Genomic DNA, 20,733 nt, shown 5'->3' on the forward strand with positions numbered 1-20,733 from the left:
TTTGATCACCAATTAAAATACATTTAAATAACTTCTGAAATGATTTCTAGTTTAAATAAAATTCCGAATATTCGTTTTCTACGGTAAAATACACAAACAATTTTAGTCTGACTAGAATATTAAAGACAACGTCTTTAAAAATGTTCACGCAACAAAAGGCCGGAAATATTCCCGGCCTTTTAAGTAGATACCTATGTTTCTTACCAACTTCTTGCTCCACCACCTGGGCCGCCGCCCGGTCTCCCCGAAGGGCGGAATCCTCCATCAGAAGGAGTTTCTTCCGCTTTCTTAAAGTTTCCAATAATATAGGTGAATGACAACATCCCATATCTGGTCAGAACGTTAGAGAATACATCCGTGATAGCCACGTCGGATATGGTTCTGGAAATGGCGTTGTTTTGTTTCAACACATCAAAGACGAATAGCTTCAGTTCTGCTTTGTTGTTCTTCATAAACCTATAGCCTGCTTCTATATTCCATAACCAGACAGACTGATCTAGTCCCTCAGAAAGTCCTCGGTACAACATGTTGCTCGCATTGTTGGCGAAAAAGAGCTTTCCGTCATTAGGCGAGTAGTAAAACCTCAAGTTGCTATTTTGGATATAATAATTGTTTTCAAGGTTGGACTGTAAACTACTCTTCACAACAGTATAAGTCCCAGAAGTGGATAAGGTAAAGTCTACATCCTTGCTAATATTACTGGCCAAAGTGATTCCTGCTCTGTAATCAAAGTTCTCGTTGATATTCATTTGGTCGTTGATGATACCTGGTGTGCGGCCGTAGCTGATTCCTGGATTAAAATTTACCTTCGTCTTTAGTTTTGGAATGCTGGTTCCATAGTTGACAAACAGTCGGCTCATCATTTGACCGTTCATATTTACCGGGCGTGTCAACTGCCCCCCGGTTCGAAGAAGCACCTCGTTGTTGATTAGCGTATCCTGCGTCGCTATAAAGGTATTAGTGCCGATAAAATTATCGGTAAGAGAAGCAAACAGGAACATAAAGAGTGTCTTATTTTTCTCCATGTCCACTTTAGACATGTTGAAAAAGAACGTGTTGTTAAAAGCCTGTCCTAAATCCGGGTTACCTACCGTCAGATTAATCGGATTATTGTTGTTGATGACATTCTGGAGTTGATTGACACTGGGTTCGTTGGTTCGGGTACGGTATCGGAACCGGTAACTGATTCCTTTTTCTGTCCGATAATTGACGACCACTGATGGCAACACATTTCTAAAGTCACGATAAAAATTCCCTTCAGTCGGGAATAAGATATCGTTGTCCAAGACCGCATATTGATAGTCCAAATTGACGTTTGCATTCAAGCCTTTGTAACTGTACATATATCCCAAGCCTGCCCGTTGGGTAAGAAATCTGTTATCAAACTCATTACTCAGTGCTGTGTCCAAAACCATGATTCCCTGCTCATTGGCCAGTTGGAAAGTTTTTTGATCTGCGGCACTTTTGTTATTACCCACTGAATATCTGGCCGTACCAACAGAGCGTTTTGATAATGGTTCTGTATAGGTAAAATTGGCATTGTAATTAAAGCCATCAGACAATGCGATGGTCTCTTGAACAAGGGTATCCATCGAATTACGAACATAATCCCTGTTTGCGGCAAGCAAGTCAGTGAGTTGATCCCTCTTATTAAATGAAGTAAATAAATCCGTGGAGAAGGTTCTGCCTTTTTTGTCAAACTTATATCTGTAAGTAAAGGAATTGGAAATGCTATATCCCTCTGTTTCGTTGTCCGTGATGGTTCTAGTATCGCTCAAAGGCTCCTGATTTGTATTCAGATTTAAACCATCCAGATTGCTGTAACGGGCATTGTTTTGATAGTTGATCGATGGACTTACGACGATCGCATTTTTCTCGTTTATATCATATTCCATTCTACCGCTCATCCGGTGATTTCGGTTGTTGATGGTCGACAGTTGGTTTTCCTGATAATACTGCCGCTGCGTTTCAGTAAGTACTGTCTCTCGATTAGTTCTATCCAATACGTTATTGTCCGTATCGTTATAAAAGTAACTTCCTGTAAAGTTTATCTTTTCACCCCACTTATCGCTGTAGTTCAAACCCAGGGAATTCGTAGTAACGATGCCATTGTTTTGGCCAACGGCAAAATTACCGCCCCCGCCACCTCCAGGTCTGCCGCCGCCACCACCGCCGCGTCGTCCGCCGCCGCCCGTACCGCCAGCCGTAAGTCCGAGCATATCATCTGAGGAAAAATTCTGTTGATTGACGTTGTTAAACATTCCTATGACGGAAATTCTTTTATCTCCTCTAAAAAAATTGATGTTTCCTCCTAAGGAATATCGATTATCAGTACCATACCCCCCATATATACGACCAAAGTGACTGTTAGCCATACCGCTTTTGGTAATGATATTTATCGTTTTTGCGTAGTTACCATCATCCAATCCCGTAAGCCGAGACTGGTCTGAGCGTTGGTCCAGCACCTCGACACTTGAAATTGCATCGGCAGGTAAATTTCTCAACGCAATAGACGGGTCAGTGCCAAAGAACTCCCTACCATCTACCAATATCTTTTGAACTTGTTCCCCTTGTGCCTGCACCTGGCCGTTTTCAATGGTTATGCCTGGAAGCTTACCGATCAAGTCCTCCGCCATCGCATTCTCCCTAGTCTTAAAAGCACTGGCATTAAATACAGCAGTATCACCCCTCATTTCACCCACTGCAGTTTCTCCCTGAATGACCACTTCACCAAGTAATTTGCTGTCTTCATTTAGGGTAAGGACACCCAGATCCAGCGGGACACCCCTACTCATTGTTCTGGTGATTTTTTCATATCCCACATACGATATTTCCAATAAAAAAGAAGGAAGCCGCGGGTAAGCTAATTCAAAGGTTCCGTCAGCACCTGTTACGGTGTTAGAAATAAGTGTGTCGCCCAGTGTTTTGATAAGGACATTGGCCCCGATAAGGGGCTCTTTGGTAGTACCCTCCAAGAGCTGACCGCGGATCATTGGCGGTGTTTGATTGCCTCTTTGTTGGGCCTCAAGGGATTGAATGCCAAAAAGCATTGCAAATAGAAAAACAAGTGTAGAAATTTTCATAGCTATAATGTAAATGCTACACTTAGACAGAGCGAGGGGTAAGAAAGTTTAATCAGGTATTGAATATTGTTTTGAGAGGAAAAAAATTACATTAAATGGTAAAAATAAGGGTTTAAAAAAATAACCCTTTATCAATAAAAAGCGAGCCCTTTATTAATTTGATTTGTTCATTATATCCTGATAGCTGATGCCCATATGACTGTTGTCATAAATAGCCTCTCCATTACGGATTAAAATAACTTGAGGGGATGCGTGTGGAACAGAGAACCGCACAGCAACCTCATCAGAAATAGACCTAAATGCTATCAAGTCCAAAAAGTAGGGAGATACTATTTCGTTGTCCTCTTCCTTCCAGTTTCTTTCCATTCTGCTCCATGCCATACTGCTAATTGAACATCGGGTCGAATGCTTAAAAACCAACACTGATTTTTCCTTACTCTCTTCGATGATTTGATCTAATTGGGAAACTGAATCCAGTTTTTTCCAGCTCATAAGTAAATTAATTTAATAATGTCATTCTAATTCCCCTTTAAAACCAAGTCCAATCCGTATAAAGTTCAACTTATTAAATTTAAATTTGTGTATTAACCCAATCTGGCACTTAATTCGTTATAACCTCAGTAACCTTTTCCCTGTATATGACCCTACGCAATTTATTTATATTTTCTATTTGCTCTTTACTATTGTTTTCCTGTAAGCGAATCAATCCAGATAAACCAACCTTTATTGGAGAAACAACTGAGCTTCCAAAAGCAGTTTCACGGATTAATTTATCCATGGCTATACCTCTGTCCATGATAGAAAAACAATTGAATGAAAATTTGAAGGAACTACTATTTACAGGAAGAGGCCTTGAGTTAGGTAATGGCTTATTTTCTGATATGGACATCACCAAAACGGGGAACTTAAGACTCTCAACAGCTGAAAATGGAAATGTGAGAGTCTCGCTGCCAATCTTTTTGGATGGAAAGGTGATTTTGGAAAAAAGGATTTTTGGTCAGGCGGTATCCGCTGCGCTGCCATTCAAAGAATCCCTTATTCCTCAAATCAGCTTTAAACCCCGAATTGATGAAAATTGGGGGATTCAGATTGATGAACTGGAAATTGAAAGCTGGGGAAAATCCCTACAATACGATTTGTTGGGGTATCAGATTGACGTGGAGCCAATCATCAAAAAGCATGTGAAATCCATAATTGAGAACCAATTGGTAACCGAGGGTCTCTCTAATATCAATCTTAAATCCCTTGCGGAAAAAGCATGGAGCGCCTATGGAAAACCGATTAACATTTCCCATGATGATTGGAAAATGGCGCTTGTGACAATGCCTGAAAAAATAAGGGTCAGTCAAAATTTCACGGAAGACCAACACTTTGTTTTGAATCTGGGTATAGAAGGTGAGGTTTTTAGCCAAACAGGATCTATTGCAGAACGAACGCAGCCTCCCCTCCCAAAGGTCTTCCCGAATGAAAACACAGACAACAACCTTGATATTACCTTTCCCCTTATCATCACTTATGCCGCATTGGATGAATTGTTGACTAAAGAAATGGTGGGAAATGCCTTTAGGCTGGACAATAAAACCCGACTCATACCAACTACTATCGAAACCCAGTCTTTTGGAAATAGAGCTCTGGTGAAAATGGATTTTATCGCCAAACGAGCAAACCGAAAGGATCTTGTCGGAGAATTATTTTTGGTCGGAACCCCGGTTTATTCCGCTGAGCAGGAAGCCATTCTGTTTGAAAATATCGACTTTGATCTCAACACTGAGAATTTTCTGACAAATAGTGCCAGATGGCTTAAAAAGAACAAAATTCTCCAGGCCATCAGGAAGAAAGCGGTATATCCAATAGGGGATTACATAGAAGAGGCCAGTAGGGAACTGGATGCCTTGGGAAGTTGGCAGACTGAGTTTGCCAGCTTTGCATTAGAAAAACCCACTTTGACAGTTGATGGTATTTATACAACTCCCGACGATGTGCGCCTATATCTGAAGTCGACAGGAGATATAAAAGTAACAATGAAGCAATAATGCGTTAGACATACCCCGTTTGTTTAGTTGTCTAAAAGTTCACCAATAGTAAGTATTCCCAACTCTCGAGCCCTCTTTAGCAATTTTATCAAAAGCTGCGCTGTGAGAAAGGCGTCACCAGCTGCCGTATGTCGGTCATCGGGGAATATGCCATATCTAATGCACATGCTGTCGAGAGAATATTCGGAAAAATTGATCCGGTTAGGATCAGCATGTTTTCCAATCTCAAGTCGGATTCCCAATTCCATTGTGTCTATTACAGGATTTTTGATTTTTCTTAGACCAAATGACCTGCCGGCCTTTTCCAACAAAGCTAAATCAAAACCGATATGGTGACCTACTATCGGCAGATTTCCGGCATCTTCTAAAAAAGTTCGGATTAATTTCTCCCTACTAATTGTCTCTTGGTTAGGGACTAGTTCATGAACTTTAATGGTCTCCTTGGATAACCTTTTTGATTTGAGGTAGAATTCTTTGGAACTGCCTACAAGAATACTGTTGCCTTGTACATTGATGGACCCATACGACAGTATGAAATCCTTTTTGATATCCACGCCGGTTGTTTCGGTATCAAGTACCAAGAGAGTTAGATCGTTAATTTTCCGTTCCTTGTTGAGTTTAAATTTAAAGCTACGCTCATAGTCTGCCACAAAATCCTTGACCGGCACTACTGGGCTCGTAAAGCGTTTCCACCATCTCATATCTAACTAGCAAAATAATCCAATTGAAATCTAACCCGGATGATTTTCTGCAACTCATCTATGGGGAAAAAAGCATTTTTTAGCAATTGCCGTTGTAGCTTACCCAAGCTTTCCGGCTGAATATAGCGTCCCGACGTTTGGTTTTTAAGGCCCTCCAATGCTCGGATGCGCATGAAAATTTCATAGGCCTTCCCCGCATCTAGGTACAACTCCTGATTAGTTGGTTCCAGTTCTGCCAATTTTTCAAACCTCTTAAAAGTATTGTTAATACCGAAAACGCGGTGGCTTAACATAAGTAACCGGGCAGCGTCGGCCAGCGGCATCATCGCCCTTAGTTTGATATCGAACTTATCCCTTTGCTCTCCGGATTTTTCGACAATGAAATTTCTAAAAAACCCTAAAGGAGGCGGGTTAAGTAATGCGTTTTTGGCAAAAAAATTCAAGAATATTTTTTCCTTTTCTATTTCCGAATAAATATGCTCGGTAAGTGAATTCGCCAAAGGATGAAAACCTGCAACCGGTCTATAATCAAAAAAGATGGTTGCCATCATCAGGGATTCTTGGTCCGGCTGTCGGATCCAGTCGCTGAAATACCTTTTCCAAATGGAGATAGGCTGGCACCACTGGGGATTATTGGCCATCATTTCGCCAGGACAGGCCTGAAACCCGCAGGCGAAAAGTATATCCATAACATCTCTGGCAATGAGATGAAAATAACTGGCGGCCTGATCACTTAATGACTCAGGTACATCCTCATAAATAATGGCGTTGTCCAGATCCGTCCGTAGTAACTGCTCCCCACGTCCTTCAGAACCTAGACCTACAAAGCAGAACTTTACCTTGGATGCCTCTTTGAATGAAGTATCGTGCTTGTTTTTGGCCAGTTGAATGGCTCGCTGCACAATGATATCGTTTATTTCGGTGATAATTCCCGCTACAAAGTCAATGGATATTTCATTTTCCAGATAATAGCCGAGCAAGCGTTCGGATTGATCCCTCAATTTTGCGATTTCCTTAATATCAGAAGTACCTTGTAGGGCATTGATGATTACTGCGGGGCTATTTCCCTGCGACAGTAAAATGTCATGATCTGAAATGATACCTACCAATTCACTCTGATCAGTTCCATCTTCTGTAATCAACAGGTGATGAAGTCGGTGCTTGATCATGGTCAGGTAAATATGGGCAAAATCAGCCTTTGTATGCGTCGTACGCACCGGATGGCTCATGATCTCTTCAACCTTGGTTTCGTAAGGCTTTCCCTTTGCTATTAGCCGGTTTCTTAGGTCTTTATCGGTAATGATGCCTTTCGGGAAGGCATCCCCATCCAAGACAATTATCGAACCCACACCACGGGAGCTCATCTTTTTTACAGCCATGGCCACGGTATCACCAAGCTGACAGGATACCACCGGATAGGAATAATTCACAAGGGACTGTCCGGAAAAAATCATTAGACCATTGTCCTGTGCAGGAGAGTTGAATAATTTCCGAGCCTCTTGGGATTGGGAAAGATCCGTACGGACCACTACTTGGCCGGAGGCAAAGCCCGCGGCGAAATACATGCTTACACGACTGTTTTTTTGCATGATGTCGTCGAAGACGTGAACAGGAATCGCGTAAAGCAAACTGTCCTCTACAGCCTGCGCTGTCAGAATATAAGGTCGTTTACCTAACAACGCAAGTACGCCAAATACATCCCCTTCATCACAGTGCTCACGTGTATGGGAAATACCCGCTAATTCCTCGGTTAAGTGAATAGCTCCTTCCCTGACCACGAAAAAGTGCTTCTTGGCAGGCTCACCCTTTTCAAACAAATATTCTCCCTTTTCATAATATATCAGCTCCACTTCCCGGGCGACCAATTCCAATAAATCGTCCGTCAAAAAATTGAACGGGGGGTATTTTTTTAAAAATTCTTTAACGCGGTTGACAATGACATTGGCCATGATGATGCGCAAATTAAATGCAGGAAGACATAATCCTCAAAGTTGAGGTAAATGCCTTCCTAAGTTACTTGGTAAATACTAGAATTATACCTTTCCTTCGATAATTTTGTCAACTACATCCGGATCTAAAAGGGTGGATGTATCTCCCAAACTGTCCATGGATCCATCTGCAATTTTACGTAGGATACGCCGCATGATTTTTCCAGACCGGGTTTTTGGCAATCCGGGTACGATCTGGATTTTGTCCGGCTTAGCTATTGGTCCGATGATCTTAGTCACCGTATCCTTTATTTCGCCAATCAGGTTTGCTTCTGTCCGATTCTTCATGTCGCAGATTACATAGGCATATATACCTTGTCCTTTGACTTCGTGTGGGTAACCCACTACGGCAGACTCGATTACCAGCGGGTGTTCGTTGATTGCGTTCTCCACTTCCGCGGTACCCATTCTATGCCCGGATACATTGATGACATCGTCAACCCTGCCTAATATTCGATAGTACCCGTCGTGATCCCGCTTTACGCCATCTCCGGTAAAATACATTCCCTTATAGGCGGCAAAGTAGGTTTGTTTACATCGATCATGGTCTCCATAAGTGGTTCTGAGCATGCCTGGCCAGGGAAATTTGACACATAGATTTCCTTCGACGGAATTTCCGCTCAGCTCTTTACCTTCAGTATCCATAATGGCAAGGTGAATTCCGGGAAGCGGCAAAGTGGCATATGCGGGTTTTGTCGGTGTAATGCCAGCTAAAGGAGAAACCATTATGCCGCCAGTTTCCGTTTGCCACCAAGTATCGACTATAGGACAGCGGGTTTTTCCGATATGCGTATGATACCAATGCCAAGCCTCCTCATTGATGGGCTCACCTACCGATCCAAGTACTTTTAGTGATTCCAAAGAATACGGAGCAATGGGCTCTGTACCAAAGGCCTGAAGGGCCCGGATAGCAGTGGGTGCAGTGTAAAATTGGTTGACTTTATATTTGTCCACTATCTCCCAGAATCTTCCCGGATGTGGATAGGTAGGCACCCCTTCAAACATAATTGAAGTGGCTCCGGCTAGCAAGGGGCCATATACTATATACGAGTGTCCTGTAATCCAACCAATGTCCGCCGTACACCAATATACGTCACCTGGAGAATATTGAAATACATTTTCGAAACTGTATTTAGTATAAACCATATAGCCACCACAGGTATGCACCACTCCCTTAGGTTGCCCTGTTGACCCGGAGGTATACAGAATAAAGAGCATGTCCTCGGCATCCATCTCTTCAGCAAGGTGAGTTTCAGCCTTACCATCCATAAGCTCGTGCCACCAGTGGTCCAGCCCTTCTTTCATTACCACTTCCTGTTTGGTTCGCTGGTATACGATTACCGATTCCACGGTACTGGTTCTTGCCACGGCCTCGTCAACAACTGCCTTAACTGGGATTGTTTTGTTTCCCCTAAAATTACCATCCGAGGTGATGATCAGCTTCGCACCGCAATCGTCTATTCTGTCCGAAAGGGCGTTGCTGGAAAATCCGGCGAAAACCACAGAGTGTACTGCACCCACCCTAGCGCATCCCAGCATAGCAATAGCAGCTTCCGGTACCATCGGCATATATATGATGACCTTATCGCCCTTCTTAACCCCCTGCTCGATGAGTACATTTGAGAACTTACATACTTCCCTATAAAGGTCTGAATAAGTAAGGGTTCTTCCTTCTTCTTCCGGATCATTGGGCTCCCAGATGATCGCAGGTCTATCTCCAATAGTAAAAAGGTGTCTTTCAAGTATATTTTCGGTGATGTTGAGTTTGGCATTTTGAAACCATTTTACGTTCGGCCCTTCAAAATCCCATTCCAAAATTTTATCCCAGCGCTTTTTCCAATGAAATGAATCCGCTATCCTCGCCCAAAATTCTTCAGGTTGAGTTACGCTTTTTTGGTATTCATGAAAATAACCACTTAGGGTATGAATTCTATCACTCATCGTTTGATCAATTTTAGGTTAAAACAATTTTCAAATAAAACCGTATTCTATTTTGGATTTCCTATCCATATCATCCATTTTCATGGTTCAGTCGTCGGAAAATCTAATTATATACTTTCAAAGTTAACTTTTTTATAGCAGACTTCCACGCTAATGGTCATGGGCCGATCCAGCTCCGCGTGGTATCCGGATTTCCTGAATCATATCTTGCACGTTTTGCGGAGGGGGAGGTGTAGCTTTGGAAACCACATAACAAACAATAAAGTTTATGGCCATTCCAATAGACCCAAATCCCTCGGGTGAAATCCCAAACCACCAATTATCCGCTGTATTCAACTCAGGACTGATAAATTTAAAGAAGATAATATACCCTAAAGTCGCTATCAACCCGGAAATCATGCCTGCAATAGCTCCTTCCTTGTTCATGCGGGTAGAAAAGATCCCCATAATAATGACTGGAAAGAAAGAGGCAGCAGCCAACCCAAAGGCAAACGCAACCACCTCGGCCACAAAGCCAGGGGGGTTGACTCCAAAATAACCGGCAATCATCACCGAACCCGCAGCTGATACCCTCGCAATAATCAACTCCGTCTTTTCTGTCATGGAAGGCACGAATGTTCGGAACAAATCTCTGGATACCGATGTGGAAATCACCAGAAGCAATCCGGCCGCAGTAGAAAGTGCCGCAGCCATGCCCCCTGCAGCAACTAGACCAACAACCCAGTTGGGTAGTTTAGCGATCTCCGGAGCTGCCAGCACCATGATATCTTTATCGATATTTAATTCATTTGTATCAGAATATGGCGTATAATCCACTATGCCATCTCTATTTTTATCTTCTACCGTTATCAAATTGGTCTTTTGCCAGTTGGATATCCACTCCGGCAGCTGATCCACAGATTTTCCAGCCACAGTGTCTATCGCATTGTAAATACCGAAAGCGGCCACCGCTGGCGCGGTAGTATATAGAATCGCAATAAAAACCAAGGCATATCCTGCCGAAAGCCGGGCGTCTTTAACCCTTGGAACAGTGAAAAACCGGACAATAACATGGGGAAGTCCCGCAGTTCCCACCATCAGTGCTAAGGTAATGGCGAAGATGTCCGCAATGGGTTTTCTTCCCGACGTGTATTCCTCAAAACCTAAATCACCCAATACCCCGTCCAGTTTATCGAGCAGGTATTCCCCGCCCTCCACGGTACCCCCCAAGCCAAGCTGGGGTATAACGTTTCCGGTAAGTTGCATTGAAACGAAGATGGCTGGCACCATAAAGGCAAAAATCAACACACAATACTGCGCAACTTGGGTATAGGTAATACCTTTCATCCCGCCCAATACGGCATAGAAAAATACAATAGCCATCCCGATAATCACTCCAGTATTGATATCAACTTCCAGATACCTGGAAAATACAATCCCAACTCCACGCATCTGGCCGGCCACGTAGGTAAAGGAGATAAAAAGAGCACAAAAAACGGCAACTACCTTGGCCTTGTTGGAATAGTAGCGGTCTCCCACAAAATCCGGGACAGTGAATTTCCCAAATTTACGGAGGTATGGGGCGAGAAGAAGTGCCAATAGGACGTATCCACCCGTCCACCCCATCAGGTAAACGGACCCGTCATAACCGCTGAAAGCAATTATGCCTGCCATGGAAATAAAGGAAGCGGCAGACATCCAATCCGCGGCGGTGGCCATGCCGTTGGCCAAGGGGGAAACACCACCACCTGCAGTGTAAAATTCCTTGGTTGAGGACGCGCGCGTGTAAATGGCAATACCAATATATAAAGCAAAGGACAAACCTACCAGTATGTAGGTCCAGGTTAAAATTTCCATATGACTTGGGTAAATTGGAGGTTATTTTTCGTTGACATCAAATTCTTCGTCCAGTCGGTTCATCTTAACGACGTAGATAAAAATAAGGATAACAAAGGTGAATATGGATCCCTGTTGGGCAAACCAAAAACCAAGTTTGAAGCCGCCTAGTCGGAAAACATTCAGTTGGTCCACCAACAAGATACCGAAGCCAAAAGAGACAATAAACCAGACAGCTATCAGGCTCAAAACAATTTTGATATTTCTTCGCCAATAGTCCTTCATGCGTTGTTTTTGATTTTCCATGGGAATTCTTTTGGGTAATATTTTCGAATTTTTATTTGAGCAAAGGACATCCGGTTCTTGGCACCGATAAATATCCTATTAAATCATTCTTTTAGTCCACCTTGGGTTGAGGCAAGGTCAAGCTCCTCTATAAAGTTAAATATGCCAATTAACCAATCGTATTTTATAGAGCGCATGAAAGTAATCAAAATGTTTTGAAATAAATGTGCGGTAAATTAGAAAACACTCCTTTTATTACAACCAACCACTTGATGGCAACTTTTTCCGACCGTCAAATATCGTAAAATTTAGAGGAGGATTTTTACCGCTTACCAAATTATTAGCTTTCAAAAAAACAATTGAAGATGTCCTTAAATAATTATAAACTTAATATCCAAGCTGCATCCAGATTGAGGCTATGACTACGCAGTAAATGTCAAATGATATATTCCAATAAAATGGCCATGCCGGAGGCAAAAAGAATAATCAGCAGCTTGTGCAGCTGAAAGCGGTGCTGTGGGCTACTCTCGAAGAAGATTGTCGTAGAAATATGCAAAAATCCTCCGGCCACTAACCCAAAAAGCATATTTATCGTCCCTTGCCCAATAAATTCCTGACCATACAACCAGTCAGTGGAAACCATGCCCAATGGAGACGCAAGCGCAAAGAGTAATAACAAAAGGGCTGTTTTCGTCTTATCCAGCCTTGTCATTAATACCGCAACCAGCGCAAAAGTTTCAGGCATCTTATGGAGGATAATCCCGATCAAGAGGGTTTCGCTTCCATGATGGTGATTCAATAATTCGGGTTGCTTTGACAGTAGTGTTCCTTCCAAAAAAGCATGCAGAAATAGGCCGATCATGAGCGTCCAGACACTGTTTTGGACACCTGAATGCTGGTGGATGTGACCGTGCTCTATACCGGAAGACATAAAATTCAGGACTTGTTGGAGCAAAAAGCCAAGTAAGATGAATAACCCCATATAATAGGCCGAATCGTGGTCGGCAAAAAGTTCCGGCAACAAATGTAAAATGGTAATCGAAAACAAATAGGCCCCTGCAAAAATTAACCCCAGCTTAAATTCCTTTTCATTCCACCGTGGAATTAAAAGAGCCAACAAACCAGCGGACATGGCACTTAAAAAGAGAAAAAGAAAATTCCACATAGTCGGTTAATTCATTAATTATTGATCTAGACTGGGTTTGTTCTGTTCGGCATAGGACAAGTAGGGTTTCAACCCTTCACTTACATAGGATTTGATCATTCCGTTTTCATCGCTGAAAATTAGAAAAATCTCCAAGCCTTCGACTTCCTTTTGGAGGGCTATTGATTTTTCTGTACCCATTACCATCATGGCGGTAGCGTACGCATCTGCTGTCATACAATCATCCGCAACGACAGTGGCGCCAAGTAAGCCATGAACTACAGGATATCCCGTAAAGGGACTGATGGTATGGGAATATTTTTTGCCGTCAACAATATAGAAATTCCGGTAATTGCCCGATGTAGCAAGTCCCTTGGCGTTTAGTGCTATAATGCCGAAAAGCTCGTTAGCGGCTCCCTCTTCATCAGGTTTGGAGATACCCACCCGCCAGAGTTCGCCATTTTCATTACTCCCCTTCGCCATCAACTCGCCCCCTATTTCAACCAAAAAATGTTCAATTTCCTTTGATTCCAGAAATCTGCCGACTACGTCCACCCCGTATCCTTTCGCAATCGCACTAAAATCCAGGTAAATTCCCGGGGTGTTTTTTCGAACTTGGACGCTGTCAAATTCCACCTTTTCCAAGCCAACTTGCCTGAGCAAATCTGGGATGGACACACTATCTTCCAAAGAGGCACCGCCCGGACCAAAGCCCCAGACATTTACCAATGGCCCTACAGTCGGATCAAAGGCACCATCCGTATTCGTGTATACCTCTTTACTTTTTGCTAAAATCGGAAAGAAAAATTTGGATTCGTAGACCAAAGAATCACCTTTGTTAAACCTGCTGATCTCTGAGTCTGGAATATAAGTGGAAAGGGATTGATTAAATACCTCTAGCAAGGAGTCAATTTGCTGTTTGAAATCTCTACCGGAGGGGTCGAGATAAACAATTCTATAGGAAGTACCCATAGTCTGACCGGAAACCACCATTTTAAATACATCGGAATCAGGATTGTCCGAAGTAATGGGCTGATCTTTTCGATAAAGGTAAACTAAAAACACCAACAGCAGCAGAACGATGCTATAGATGATATTTTTAAGGGCATTTTTTTGCATATACCAGCTAATCAAACAAATTTTCCGAAAGTTAAATGTAATTTTTTTAAATGTGGCTGTTTGAGGTTGTGTTTAGCCATTAATCCTCCCAAAAAGCTAAATGGTTTTATCTTTTGCCAACCCAACTTCTTGGTCAAATGATTTTGTTATCTTTGCCGTTAGGCAGCAATTCCATCCAACTATGAGAGAAGATTATTTGCGCGGAGATGACGAAAACCTGACTCCCTCGGACAAAGAAATAGAAAAGGCTTTGCGTCCGCTGAGTTTTGATGATTTCACCGGTCAGCGCAAAATCGTAGAAAATATCAAAATCTATGTGCTTGCCGCAAAAAGGCGGGGCGAGTCCCTGGACCACGTGCTGCTACATGGGCCTCCGGGCCTTGGTAAGACTACGCTCAGCAACATCATCGCCAATGAACTCGGATCCAGCATTAAGATTACCTCGGGTCCTGTCTTGGACAAACCTTCAGATCTTGCGGGACTATTGACCAATCTGGATGACGGAGATGTTTTATTCATCGACGAAATCCACCGGCTCAATCCGATCGTGGAGGAATACCTCTATTCTGCCATGGAGGATTTTCGGATTGATATCATGTTGGATTCCGGTCCCAATGCCCGTTCGGTACAGATTTCCCTGCACCCATTCACCCTGATAGGAGCTACCACCCGTTCGGGCCTGCTAACCTCACCGCTCCGGGCAAGATTTGGAATAAATGCCCGTTTGGAATATTACGATGCAAAGCTTCTCACAGACATTGTCGTCCGCTCTGCGGGAATTTTGGGGACACCCATAAATGAAGAGGCTGCTTATGAAATCGCCCGTCGCAGCAGGGGAACTCCGCGGATAGCCAATATGCTCCTGCGTCGTACCCGTGACTTTGCCGAAATAAAAGGGGACGGTACTATTAATTTACACATCTCCAAAATAGCATTGGCAGCCCTTGACGTGGATGAAAATGGACTGGACGAAATGGATAATAGAATCCTGATGACCATTATTCAGAAATTCCGGGGAGGTCCGGTAGGCCTTTCCACCATCGCTACAGCCTGTGGGGAAGAGGCAGAAACAATTGAGGAGGTTTATGAACCTTTTCTAATCCAGGAGGGCTACCTTAAGCGTACCAGCCGGGGAAGGGAGGCCACTGAAATGGCCTATATTCACCTAAAAATACGGCCGGAAACAGGAGGAAACACCGGTTCCCTCTTTGACTAAGTTTCGCTACTCCTACTGATAAATTTACATGACGTTACCAGAAAAACATGCGGCCACCGTAAAAGCGATCTCTTCCCAACTAGGCTTTGATTTTTGCGGTATCTCAGAGGCTGTGTTTTTAGAAGAGGAAGCCCCCCGGCTGGAAACATGGCTCAACCGAAACTATCAGGGACAAATGGGATACTTGGCCAACTATTTTGACAAGCGATTGGATCCCAGAAATCTCGTGGAGGGAGCTAAATCTGTCGTTAGTTTAGCTTACAATTACTTCCCGGAAAAATCGTTGGACCAAAGCCCAGAGGCCTTAAAGCTGGCGAAATATGCCTATGGTAAAGACTATCATTTTGTAATTAAGGATAAGTTAAAAAAATTTCTTGAGCTCCTCCGTGAGGAAATTGGAGATATTGGCGGAAGAGCTTTTGTGGACAGTGCCCCAGTTATGGAAAGGCAGTGGGCCCAGCGCTCGGGATTAGGCTGGATTGGTAAAAATAGCCTGTTGATCAACCGAACTCAGGGGAGTTTTTTCTTTCTGGCCGAATTAATTATCGATCTGCAACTTTCCCCAGATTCCCAGGCTACTAAAGACTACTGCGGCACATGCACCAAGTGCTTGGATGCCTGTCCCACGGATGCCATTGTTGCGCCGGGAGTGGTGGATGGTTCCAAATGTATTTCGTATTACACAATTGAGCTTAAAGACGAGCTACCTACTTCAGTGAAAGGGAAGTTTGACAACTGGATCTTTGGATGTGATATCTGTCAGGATGTTTGTCCTTGGAATAGGTTTTCAGTGCCCCATCAGGAACCTGATTTTAAGCCGCACCCTGAAATTCACGGGTTTTCGAGAAAAGATTGGGAAGAATTAACAGAGGAAACCTTTGGTAAAGTGTTTCAAAAATCAGCCGTCAAGCGGGCGAAATACAAAGGTCTTATGCGAAATATAAACTTTCTGAAAAAAGAAACCCCCTCGTAGAAAGGGGGTAGGGGTTGAAAATTATCCGGCAAGTTTGATGAAATATTTGTTTAACACGGGCTCATATACCTTGGAAAAGGTCCGGTAACACCAAACTCTAAATTCCTCCAATTCAGAGGGGACTAATAGATTTAGCCCTTTGCGCAACTCTTTCTCGAAAAGTTTTTTGTCAAAACTCACCTTTAATAAAATGGTCTTAACATACTCTATCATAGGTTATCAATTTAGTTGGGTTAAGATAAGATTAAATAATTTAAAGTCATTATACGTTACATATTTACTTTAGTTACGTTTTAAATATACGGGTTTATTTGTAGAATTGTCATTGAAAGTATCATATATGTATTTAACGAAAGTTTTCATCCTTTTTATATCCTTATTGACTTTAATTTTCGGAGTCGGTTATGCCCAAGAGGTTACCATCGAATTGGGACCGGGTGAAATCGCCTTAAATGAAACCTTTACCATCAAAATTACCGTGTCGGAGGAAAAAATCCGTTCCTACGATCCGTTACCCGAAATTACTGGCTTTCAAAAACAGGGGGTTTCGCAGAGTTCGTCCATGAACATCATCAATGGACAGATGAGTAGTACCAACAGCATCATTCAATACTACAAACCAAACCGAAAAGGTCAATTTACGCTTGGTAATTTTACCATTGCGGTCAATGGCAAATCCGTCACCTCAAGTGGCAAAGCGATCAATGTGGTTGACGCTAGGGCCAATAGCGGTCGCAGCAGCAGGGCAATAGATCCGTTCGATGATTTGTTCAGTGGAAGTCGGGAGGAGCCTGAATTTGTTGAGGTGGATGATGAAGCCTTCTTTTCACTTACTGTCGACAAGGATGAGGTATTCGTAGGAGAAGGGTTTAATGTCAGTCTCGCATTTTATTTTTCCGAAAGTAACCAAGCACTGTTTAACTTTCACGAGGCAGGGAAACAACTGGAAAGAATCATCAATCAGATCAAGCCCTCCAACGCCTGGGAGGAAAATTTTAACATCACTAGCATTCAGCCCGAAAAGGTGGAAATCAACGGCAAGGCTTGGACACGGTTTAGAGTTTACCAGGCTACTTTCTTTCCTTTCAATGAGGGAAGTGTTGATTTCCCTTCGGTAGGCTGGGAAATGATTAAATACCGGGTGGCAAAAAATCCAAGTTTCTTCGGCAACAATCGGCTCCAAGATTTTAAAACCTTTTATTCCCAACCCAAAAGTATTGCAGTAAACCCTCTTCCTCCACATCCCCTTAGAAATGAAGTAAGTGTGGGGAATTATCAGTTAAAGGAGTCCTTAAGCGGGCAGGATATCACGACAGGAGAGGGATTTACCTATACCTTTGGGATTAGTGGCGAAGGAAACATCAGCTCAATACGGGCACCGAGAAAGTTAAATTCGCAAAAGTTAAATTCCTTTGACCCCAATGAAAAAATTCAGATCAATAAAAATCGGGGAAAGGTAACAGGCATGAAAGAGTTTGGGTATTTCATCACCCTCAATCAATCCGAGGAAGTAGCTTTGAAGGATCACTTCGAATGGATCTACTTTAATCCAACGTTGGCAGCCTATGACACCCTACGGCCTACCTTGACGGTAAATGTCACAGGTGAAAACAAAATAAACCAGGCCATTTCATCCTCCCGGCTAGGAGGGATCTACGATTTGATAGATGTTGCCGACAATACCCTTTTAAACCAAAAATATAAGTACTACTTTTCGGCCATCATAAACCTGCTTCTATTGGGAGCGGTAATTTTATTAGGTATTTTGATAATTAAGAAGCAATAATTCATGCGTAATTCATTTGGAAGAGCATTTAACATAACCACCTTTGGAGAATCCCATGGGAAGGGTCTCGGTGTGATCATTGACGGATGTCCGGCAGGAGTATTAATTGATGAAGCGTTTATCCGACTCGAGCTGCAACGCAGAAAACCGGGACAATCCAAAATTACTACCCAGCGTAAAGAAGAGGATGAATTCCAAATACTTTCGGGTGTATTTGAGGGCGTAAGTACCGGAACACCCATCTCCATCATTATCCTCAACACCGATCAGAAAAGTAAAGACTACACCCATATAGCTGATAAATTTCGGCCTTCCCATGCAGACTATACTTACCAAGAGAAATATGGGGTAAGAGACTACCGGGGTGGAGGAAGAAGCAGTGCCAGGGAAACGGCTGCCCGAGTGGCGGCGGGAGCTGTAGCCAAGCTAATGCTTAAGGCGTTTGGTATTGAAGTAAATGCGTATGTCAGCCAGGCTGGAGATATTAAGCTGGAAAAGCATTATTCCCAATTGGATTTTGCAGAGTCGGAGAAAAACATCGTGCGATGTCCGGATCCGGAGGTAGCCGAAAAGATGATCGAATTCATCGATCAAGTTCGAAAAGACAGGGATACTGTAGGGGGAATTGTCTCCTGTGTAGCCCAAGGCGTTCCTCCAGGGTTGGGAGAGCCTGTGTTTGACAGGCTACATGCCGCACTCGGACATGCAATGCTGAGTATCAATGCCGTGAAAGGATTCGAATATGGAAGTGGTTTTGAAGGCGTACGTATGAGGGGATCGGAACATAACGATGCTTTCTATATGGAGGGAGACCGCATCCGTACAAGGACCAACTATTCAGGAGGTATTCAGGGAGGTATTTCCAATGGTGAAGATATTTATTTTAGGGTAGCTTTCAAGCCAGTTGCCACCATCATGCAGGATCAGGAAAGCGTCAATGAGGCTGGAGAATCAACAACGGTTTCCGGAAAAGGGAGACACGATCCCTGTGTAGTGCCCCGAGCCGTACCCATTGTGGAGGCTATGTGTGCGTTGGTTCTGGCAGATTTTCTATTGCTCAACCGACTTAGTAAATTATAATTCCACCAAACAACCACTGACACATGAAAAGAAAATTACCCCTGCACACCCAAATCATCATTGGTTTGGTTTTGGGCCTCGTTTTGGGGCTTGTTGTTGTCAAATTTGGCTTCGCTCCGGATTTTATTATTGACTACATCAAGCCCATCGGGACAATCTTTATCAATGCACTGAAGATGATAGCTGTCCCACTGGTATTGGCCTCTCTTATTGTCGGTGTTTCCAACTTGGGGGATGTAACCAAACTAGGCCGAATTGGTGGTAAAACGATCACCGCTTACATGATTACTACGGTTATTTCTGTAACCTTCGGGTTGATTCTTGTAAATGTTTTCAAGCCTGGAAAAAGCCTACCGTTGGATACAAGGGACAACTTAATGGCTCTCTATGACAGTAATGTGGAATCAAGGACAAGTGCAGTTGAATCCCTACGGGATCAAAGTCCTCTACAGCCGCTTGTTGATATAGTGCCTGAAAATATCTTTTTGGCCACAACCAACAACGGCAGCATGCTACAGGTGGTGTTTTTTGCCATTATTATGGGAATAGCTCTACTCCAGATTCCAAAAAGCAAGGCACAGCCTGTCATCGCATTTTTTGACGGGCTAAACGATGTGATCATCAAGATCGTCGGATTCATCATGCTGATTGCCCCATATGGTGTATTCGCACTTATGGCTTCGCTGATAGTAGAAATCACGGGAGACAATCCGGATTCTGCAATATCTCTCTTGATGGCTTTATTAAAATATAGTTTGGTCGTTGTCTTTGGGTTATTGATGATGATTTTATTAGTTTACCCATTGATATTAAAGCTTTTCACAAAGGTAAAATATCTGGATTTTTTCAAAGCACTTCGCCCTGCCCAGTTATTGGCGTTTTCTACCAGCTCCAGCTCCGCTACCCTACCTGTGACCATGAAGCAGGTAGAGGAGGAACTGGGTGTTTCCGAGGAAGTAAGCAGCTTCGTACTTCCTTTAGGAGCTACAATCAATATGGACGGAACTAGTCTTTATCAAGGAGTAGCTGCTGTATTTATCGCCCAAGCCTTAGGACTTGATCTTACTTTGACGCAGCAATTGATGATTGTCCTGACGGCCACCTTGGCTTCTATTGGTACAGCCGGAGTACCTGGGGCAGGAATAATCATGTTGATCATTGTACTAGAATCAATCGATGTCCCTGCTGCGGGCATAGCTCTTATTTTGGCCCCTGACCGGATTTTGGACATGTTCCGAACTGTAGTCAATGTCACGGGAGATGCCATGGTCTGTACAGTAGTGGCTTCTACAGAAGGGGAACTGCCTGATGGCCTGATCCGTCAATCCAATCCCCTTACAGCGAATGTGGAAGAGTGAATTTAGGAATATCTTCAAAAAAGGTATCTTCCAATAATACAGCATAAAGCTTTTTCGTTCATTTTTTCATACGTTGGTAATCAATTTGTCTCACAAAATTCCTAGCACCCAATTGGGAGCTAGTAGTATTTTTTGTTATCTTTAAACTGATATTTATCAAATCCATCCGGTTTGGGCAATTTTTGATCAGAATACATAATAAAACAGCCTT

17 protein-coding genes are annotated in these 20,733 nt (G+C 43.1%); 6 read left to right on the forward strand and 11 right to left on the reverse strand.

Translation table 11 applies throughout. From position 1 onward, the window contains the following. Positions 1-200 precede the first annotated feature (200 nt). From FQ608_RS01875 to FQ608_RS01885, 3 genes are all read right to left on the reverse strand, one after another. A complete protein-coding gene (locus FQ608_RS01875; protein ID WP_158856098.1) occupies positions 201-3,083 on the reverse strand; it encodes a TonB-dependent receptor in 2,883 nt (960 codons plus the stop codon). Positions 3,084-3,236: 153 nt separating this feature from the next. Beyond that, on the reverse strand, positions 3,237-3,575 hold the full coding sequence (gene ytxJ / locus FQ608_RS01880; protein ID WP_158856099.1) for a bacillithiol system redox-active protein YtxJ: 339 nt from the start codon (positions 3,573-3,575) through the stop codon (positions 3,237-3,239). A 109-nt stretch (positions 3,576-3,684) separates the two neighbouring features. Beyond that, a complete protein-coding gene (locus tag FQ608_RS01885; RefSeq protein ID WP_158856100.1) occupies positions 3,685-3,879 on the reverse strand; it encodes a hypothetical protein in 195 nt (64 codons plus the stop codon). Between FQ608_RS01885 and FQ608_RS01890 the strand changes: the two genes are divergently transcribed. Further along, on the forward strand, positions 3,878-5,116 hold the full coding sequence (locus FQ608_RS01890; protein ID WP_158856101.1) for a DUF4403 family protein: 1,239 nt from the start codon (positions 3,878-3,880) through the stop codon (positions 5,114-5,116). The genes FQ608_RS01885 and FQ608_RS01890 overlap by 2 nt on opposite strands. 23 nt (positions 5,117-5,139) lie before the next feature. Here the strand turns inward: FQ608_RS01890 and FQ608_RS01895 are convergent, their stop codons facing one another. From FQ608_RS01895 to FQ608_RS01925, 7 genes are all read right to left on the reverse strand, one after another. After that, positions 5,140-5,817, reverse strand: a complete 678-nt coding sequence (locus FQ608_RS01895; protein WP_158856102.1) for a 3'-5' exonuclease — start codon at positions 5,815-5,817, stop codon at positions 5,140-5,142. Positions 5,818-5,819: 2 nt separating this feature from the next. Continuing rightward, on the reverse strand, positions 5,820-7,766 hold the full coding sequence (locus FQ608_RS01900; protein ID WP_158856103.1) for a DUF294 nucleotidyltransferase-like domain-containing protein: 1,947 nt from the start codon (positions 7,764-7,766) through the stop codon (positions 5,820-5,822). Positions 7,767-7,850: 84 nt separating this feature from the next. Next, on the reverse strand, positions 7,851-9,746 hold the full coding sequence (gene acs, locus FQ608_RS01905; RefSeq protein ID WP_158856104.1) for an acetate--CoA ligase: 1,896 nt from the start codon (positions 9,744-9,746) through the stop codon (positions 7,851-7,853). A gap of 150 nt (positions 9,747-9,896) precedes the next feature. Continuing rightward, positions 9,897-11,582 carry a sodium:solute symporter family protein gene (locus FQ608_RS01910; protein ID WP_158856105.1) on the reverse strand — a complete coding sequence of 562 codons (1,686 nt, stop codon included), beginning with the start codon at positions 11,580-11,582 and terminating at the stop codon, positions 9,897-9,899. Between the two features lie 21 nt (positions 11,583-11,603). Further along, positions 11,604-11,867 (reverse strand): DUF4212 domain-containing protein, encoded by a 264-nt coding sequence (locus FQ608_RS01915; protein ID WP_158856106.1) that lies wholly within the window; start codon positions 11,865-11,867, stop codon positions 11,604-11,606. Positions 11,868-12,282: 415 nt separating this feature from the next. Beyond that, positions 12,283-13,011 carry a ZIP family metal transporter gene (locus tag FQ608_RS01920; protein WP_158856107.1) on the reverse strand — a complete coding sequence of 243 codons (729 nt, stop codon included), beginning with the start codon at positions 13,009-13,011 and terminating at the stop codon, positions 12,283-12,285. A gap of 18 nt (positions 13,012-13,029) precedes the next feature. Continuing rightward, a complete protein-coding gene (locus tag FQ608_RS01925) occupies positions 13,030-14,109 on the reverse strand; it encodes an FAD:protein FMN transferase (protein ID WP_158856108.1) in 1,080 nt (359 codons plus the stop codon). 181 nt (positions 14,110-14,290) lie between these two features. Between FQ608_RS01925 and ruvB the strand changes: the two genes are divergently transcribed. Then, positions 14,291-15,325 carry a Holliday junction branch migration DNA helicase RuvB gene (gene ruvB, locus FQ608_RS01930; RefSeq protein ID WP_158856109.1) on the forward strand — a complete coding sequence of 345 codons (1,035 nt, stop codon included), beginning with the start codon at positions 14,291-14,293 and terminating at the stop codon, positions 15,323-15,325. A gap of 28 nt (positions 15,326-15,353) precedes the next feature. After that, positions 15,354-16,298, forward strand: a complete 945-nt coding sequence (queG, locus tag FQ608_RS01935; protein ID WP_158856110.1) for a tRNA epoxyqueuosine(34) reductase QueG — start codon at positions 15,354-15,356, stop codon at positions 16,296-16,298. 21 nt (positions 16,299-16,319) lie between these two features. On the opposite strand, the gene FQ608_RS01940 is transcribed toward queG, so the two are convergent. Further along, entirely contained in the window at positions 16,320-16,511 is a 192-nt protein-coding gene (locus FQ608_RS01940) for a hypothetical protein (protein WP_158856111.1), read from the reverse strand. Positions 16,512-16,638: 127 nt separating this feature from the next. Here FQ608_RS01940 and FQ608_RS01945 point away from each other — a divergent pair, with 127 nt between their 5' ends. The 3 genes from FQ608_RS01945 to FQ608_RS01955 are packed head-to-tail and all read left to right on the forward strand — an operon-like array spanning position 16,639 to position 20,522. After that, on the forward strand, positions 16,639-18,084 hold the full coding sequence (locus FQ608_RS01945) for a BatD family protein (protein WP_158856112.1): 1,446 nt from the start codon (positions 16,639-16,641) through the stop codon (positions 18,082-18,084). A gap of 3 nt (positions 18,085-18,087) precedes the next feature. Then, complete coding sequence (aroC, locus tag FQ608_RS01950) at positions 18,088-19,164, forward strand: chorismate synthase (protein WP_158856113.1); 1,077 nt, start codon at positions 18,088-18,090, stop codon at positions 19,162-19,164. 23 nt (positions 19,165-19,187) lie between these two features. Beyond that, a complete protein-coding gene (locus FQ608_RS01955) occupies positions 19,188-20,522 on the forward strand; it encodes a dicarboxylate/amino acid:cation symporter (protein ID WP_158856114.1) in 1,335 nt (444 codons plus the stop codon). The last annotated feature ends 211 nt before the right edge of the window (positions 20,523-20,733 follow it).

It is taken from the genome of Lunatibacter salilacus (assembly GCF_009797935.1).
Classification (GTDB): domain Bacteria; phylum Bacteroidota; class Bacteroidia; order Cytophagales; family Cyclobacteriaceae; genus Lunatibacter; species Lunatibacter salilacus.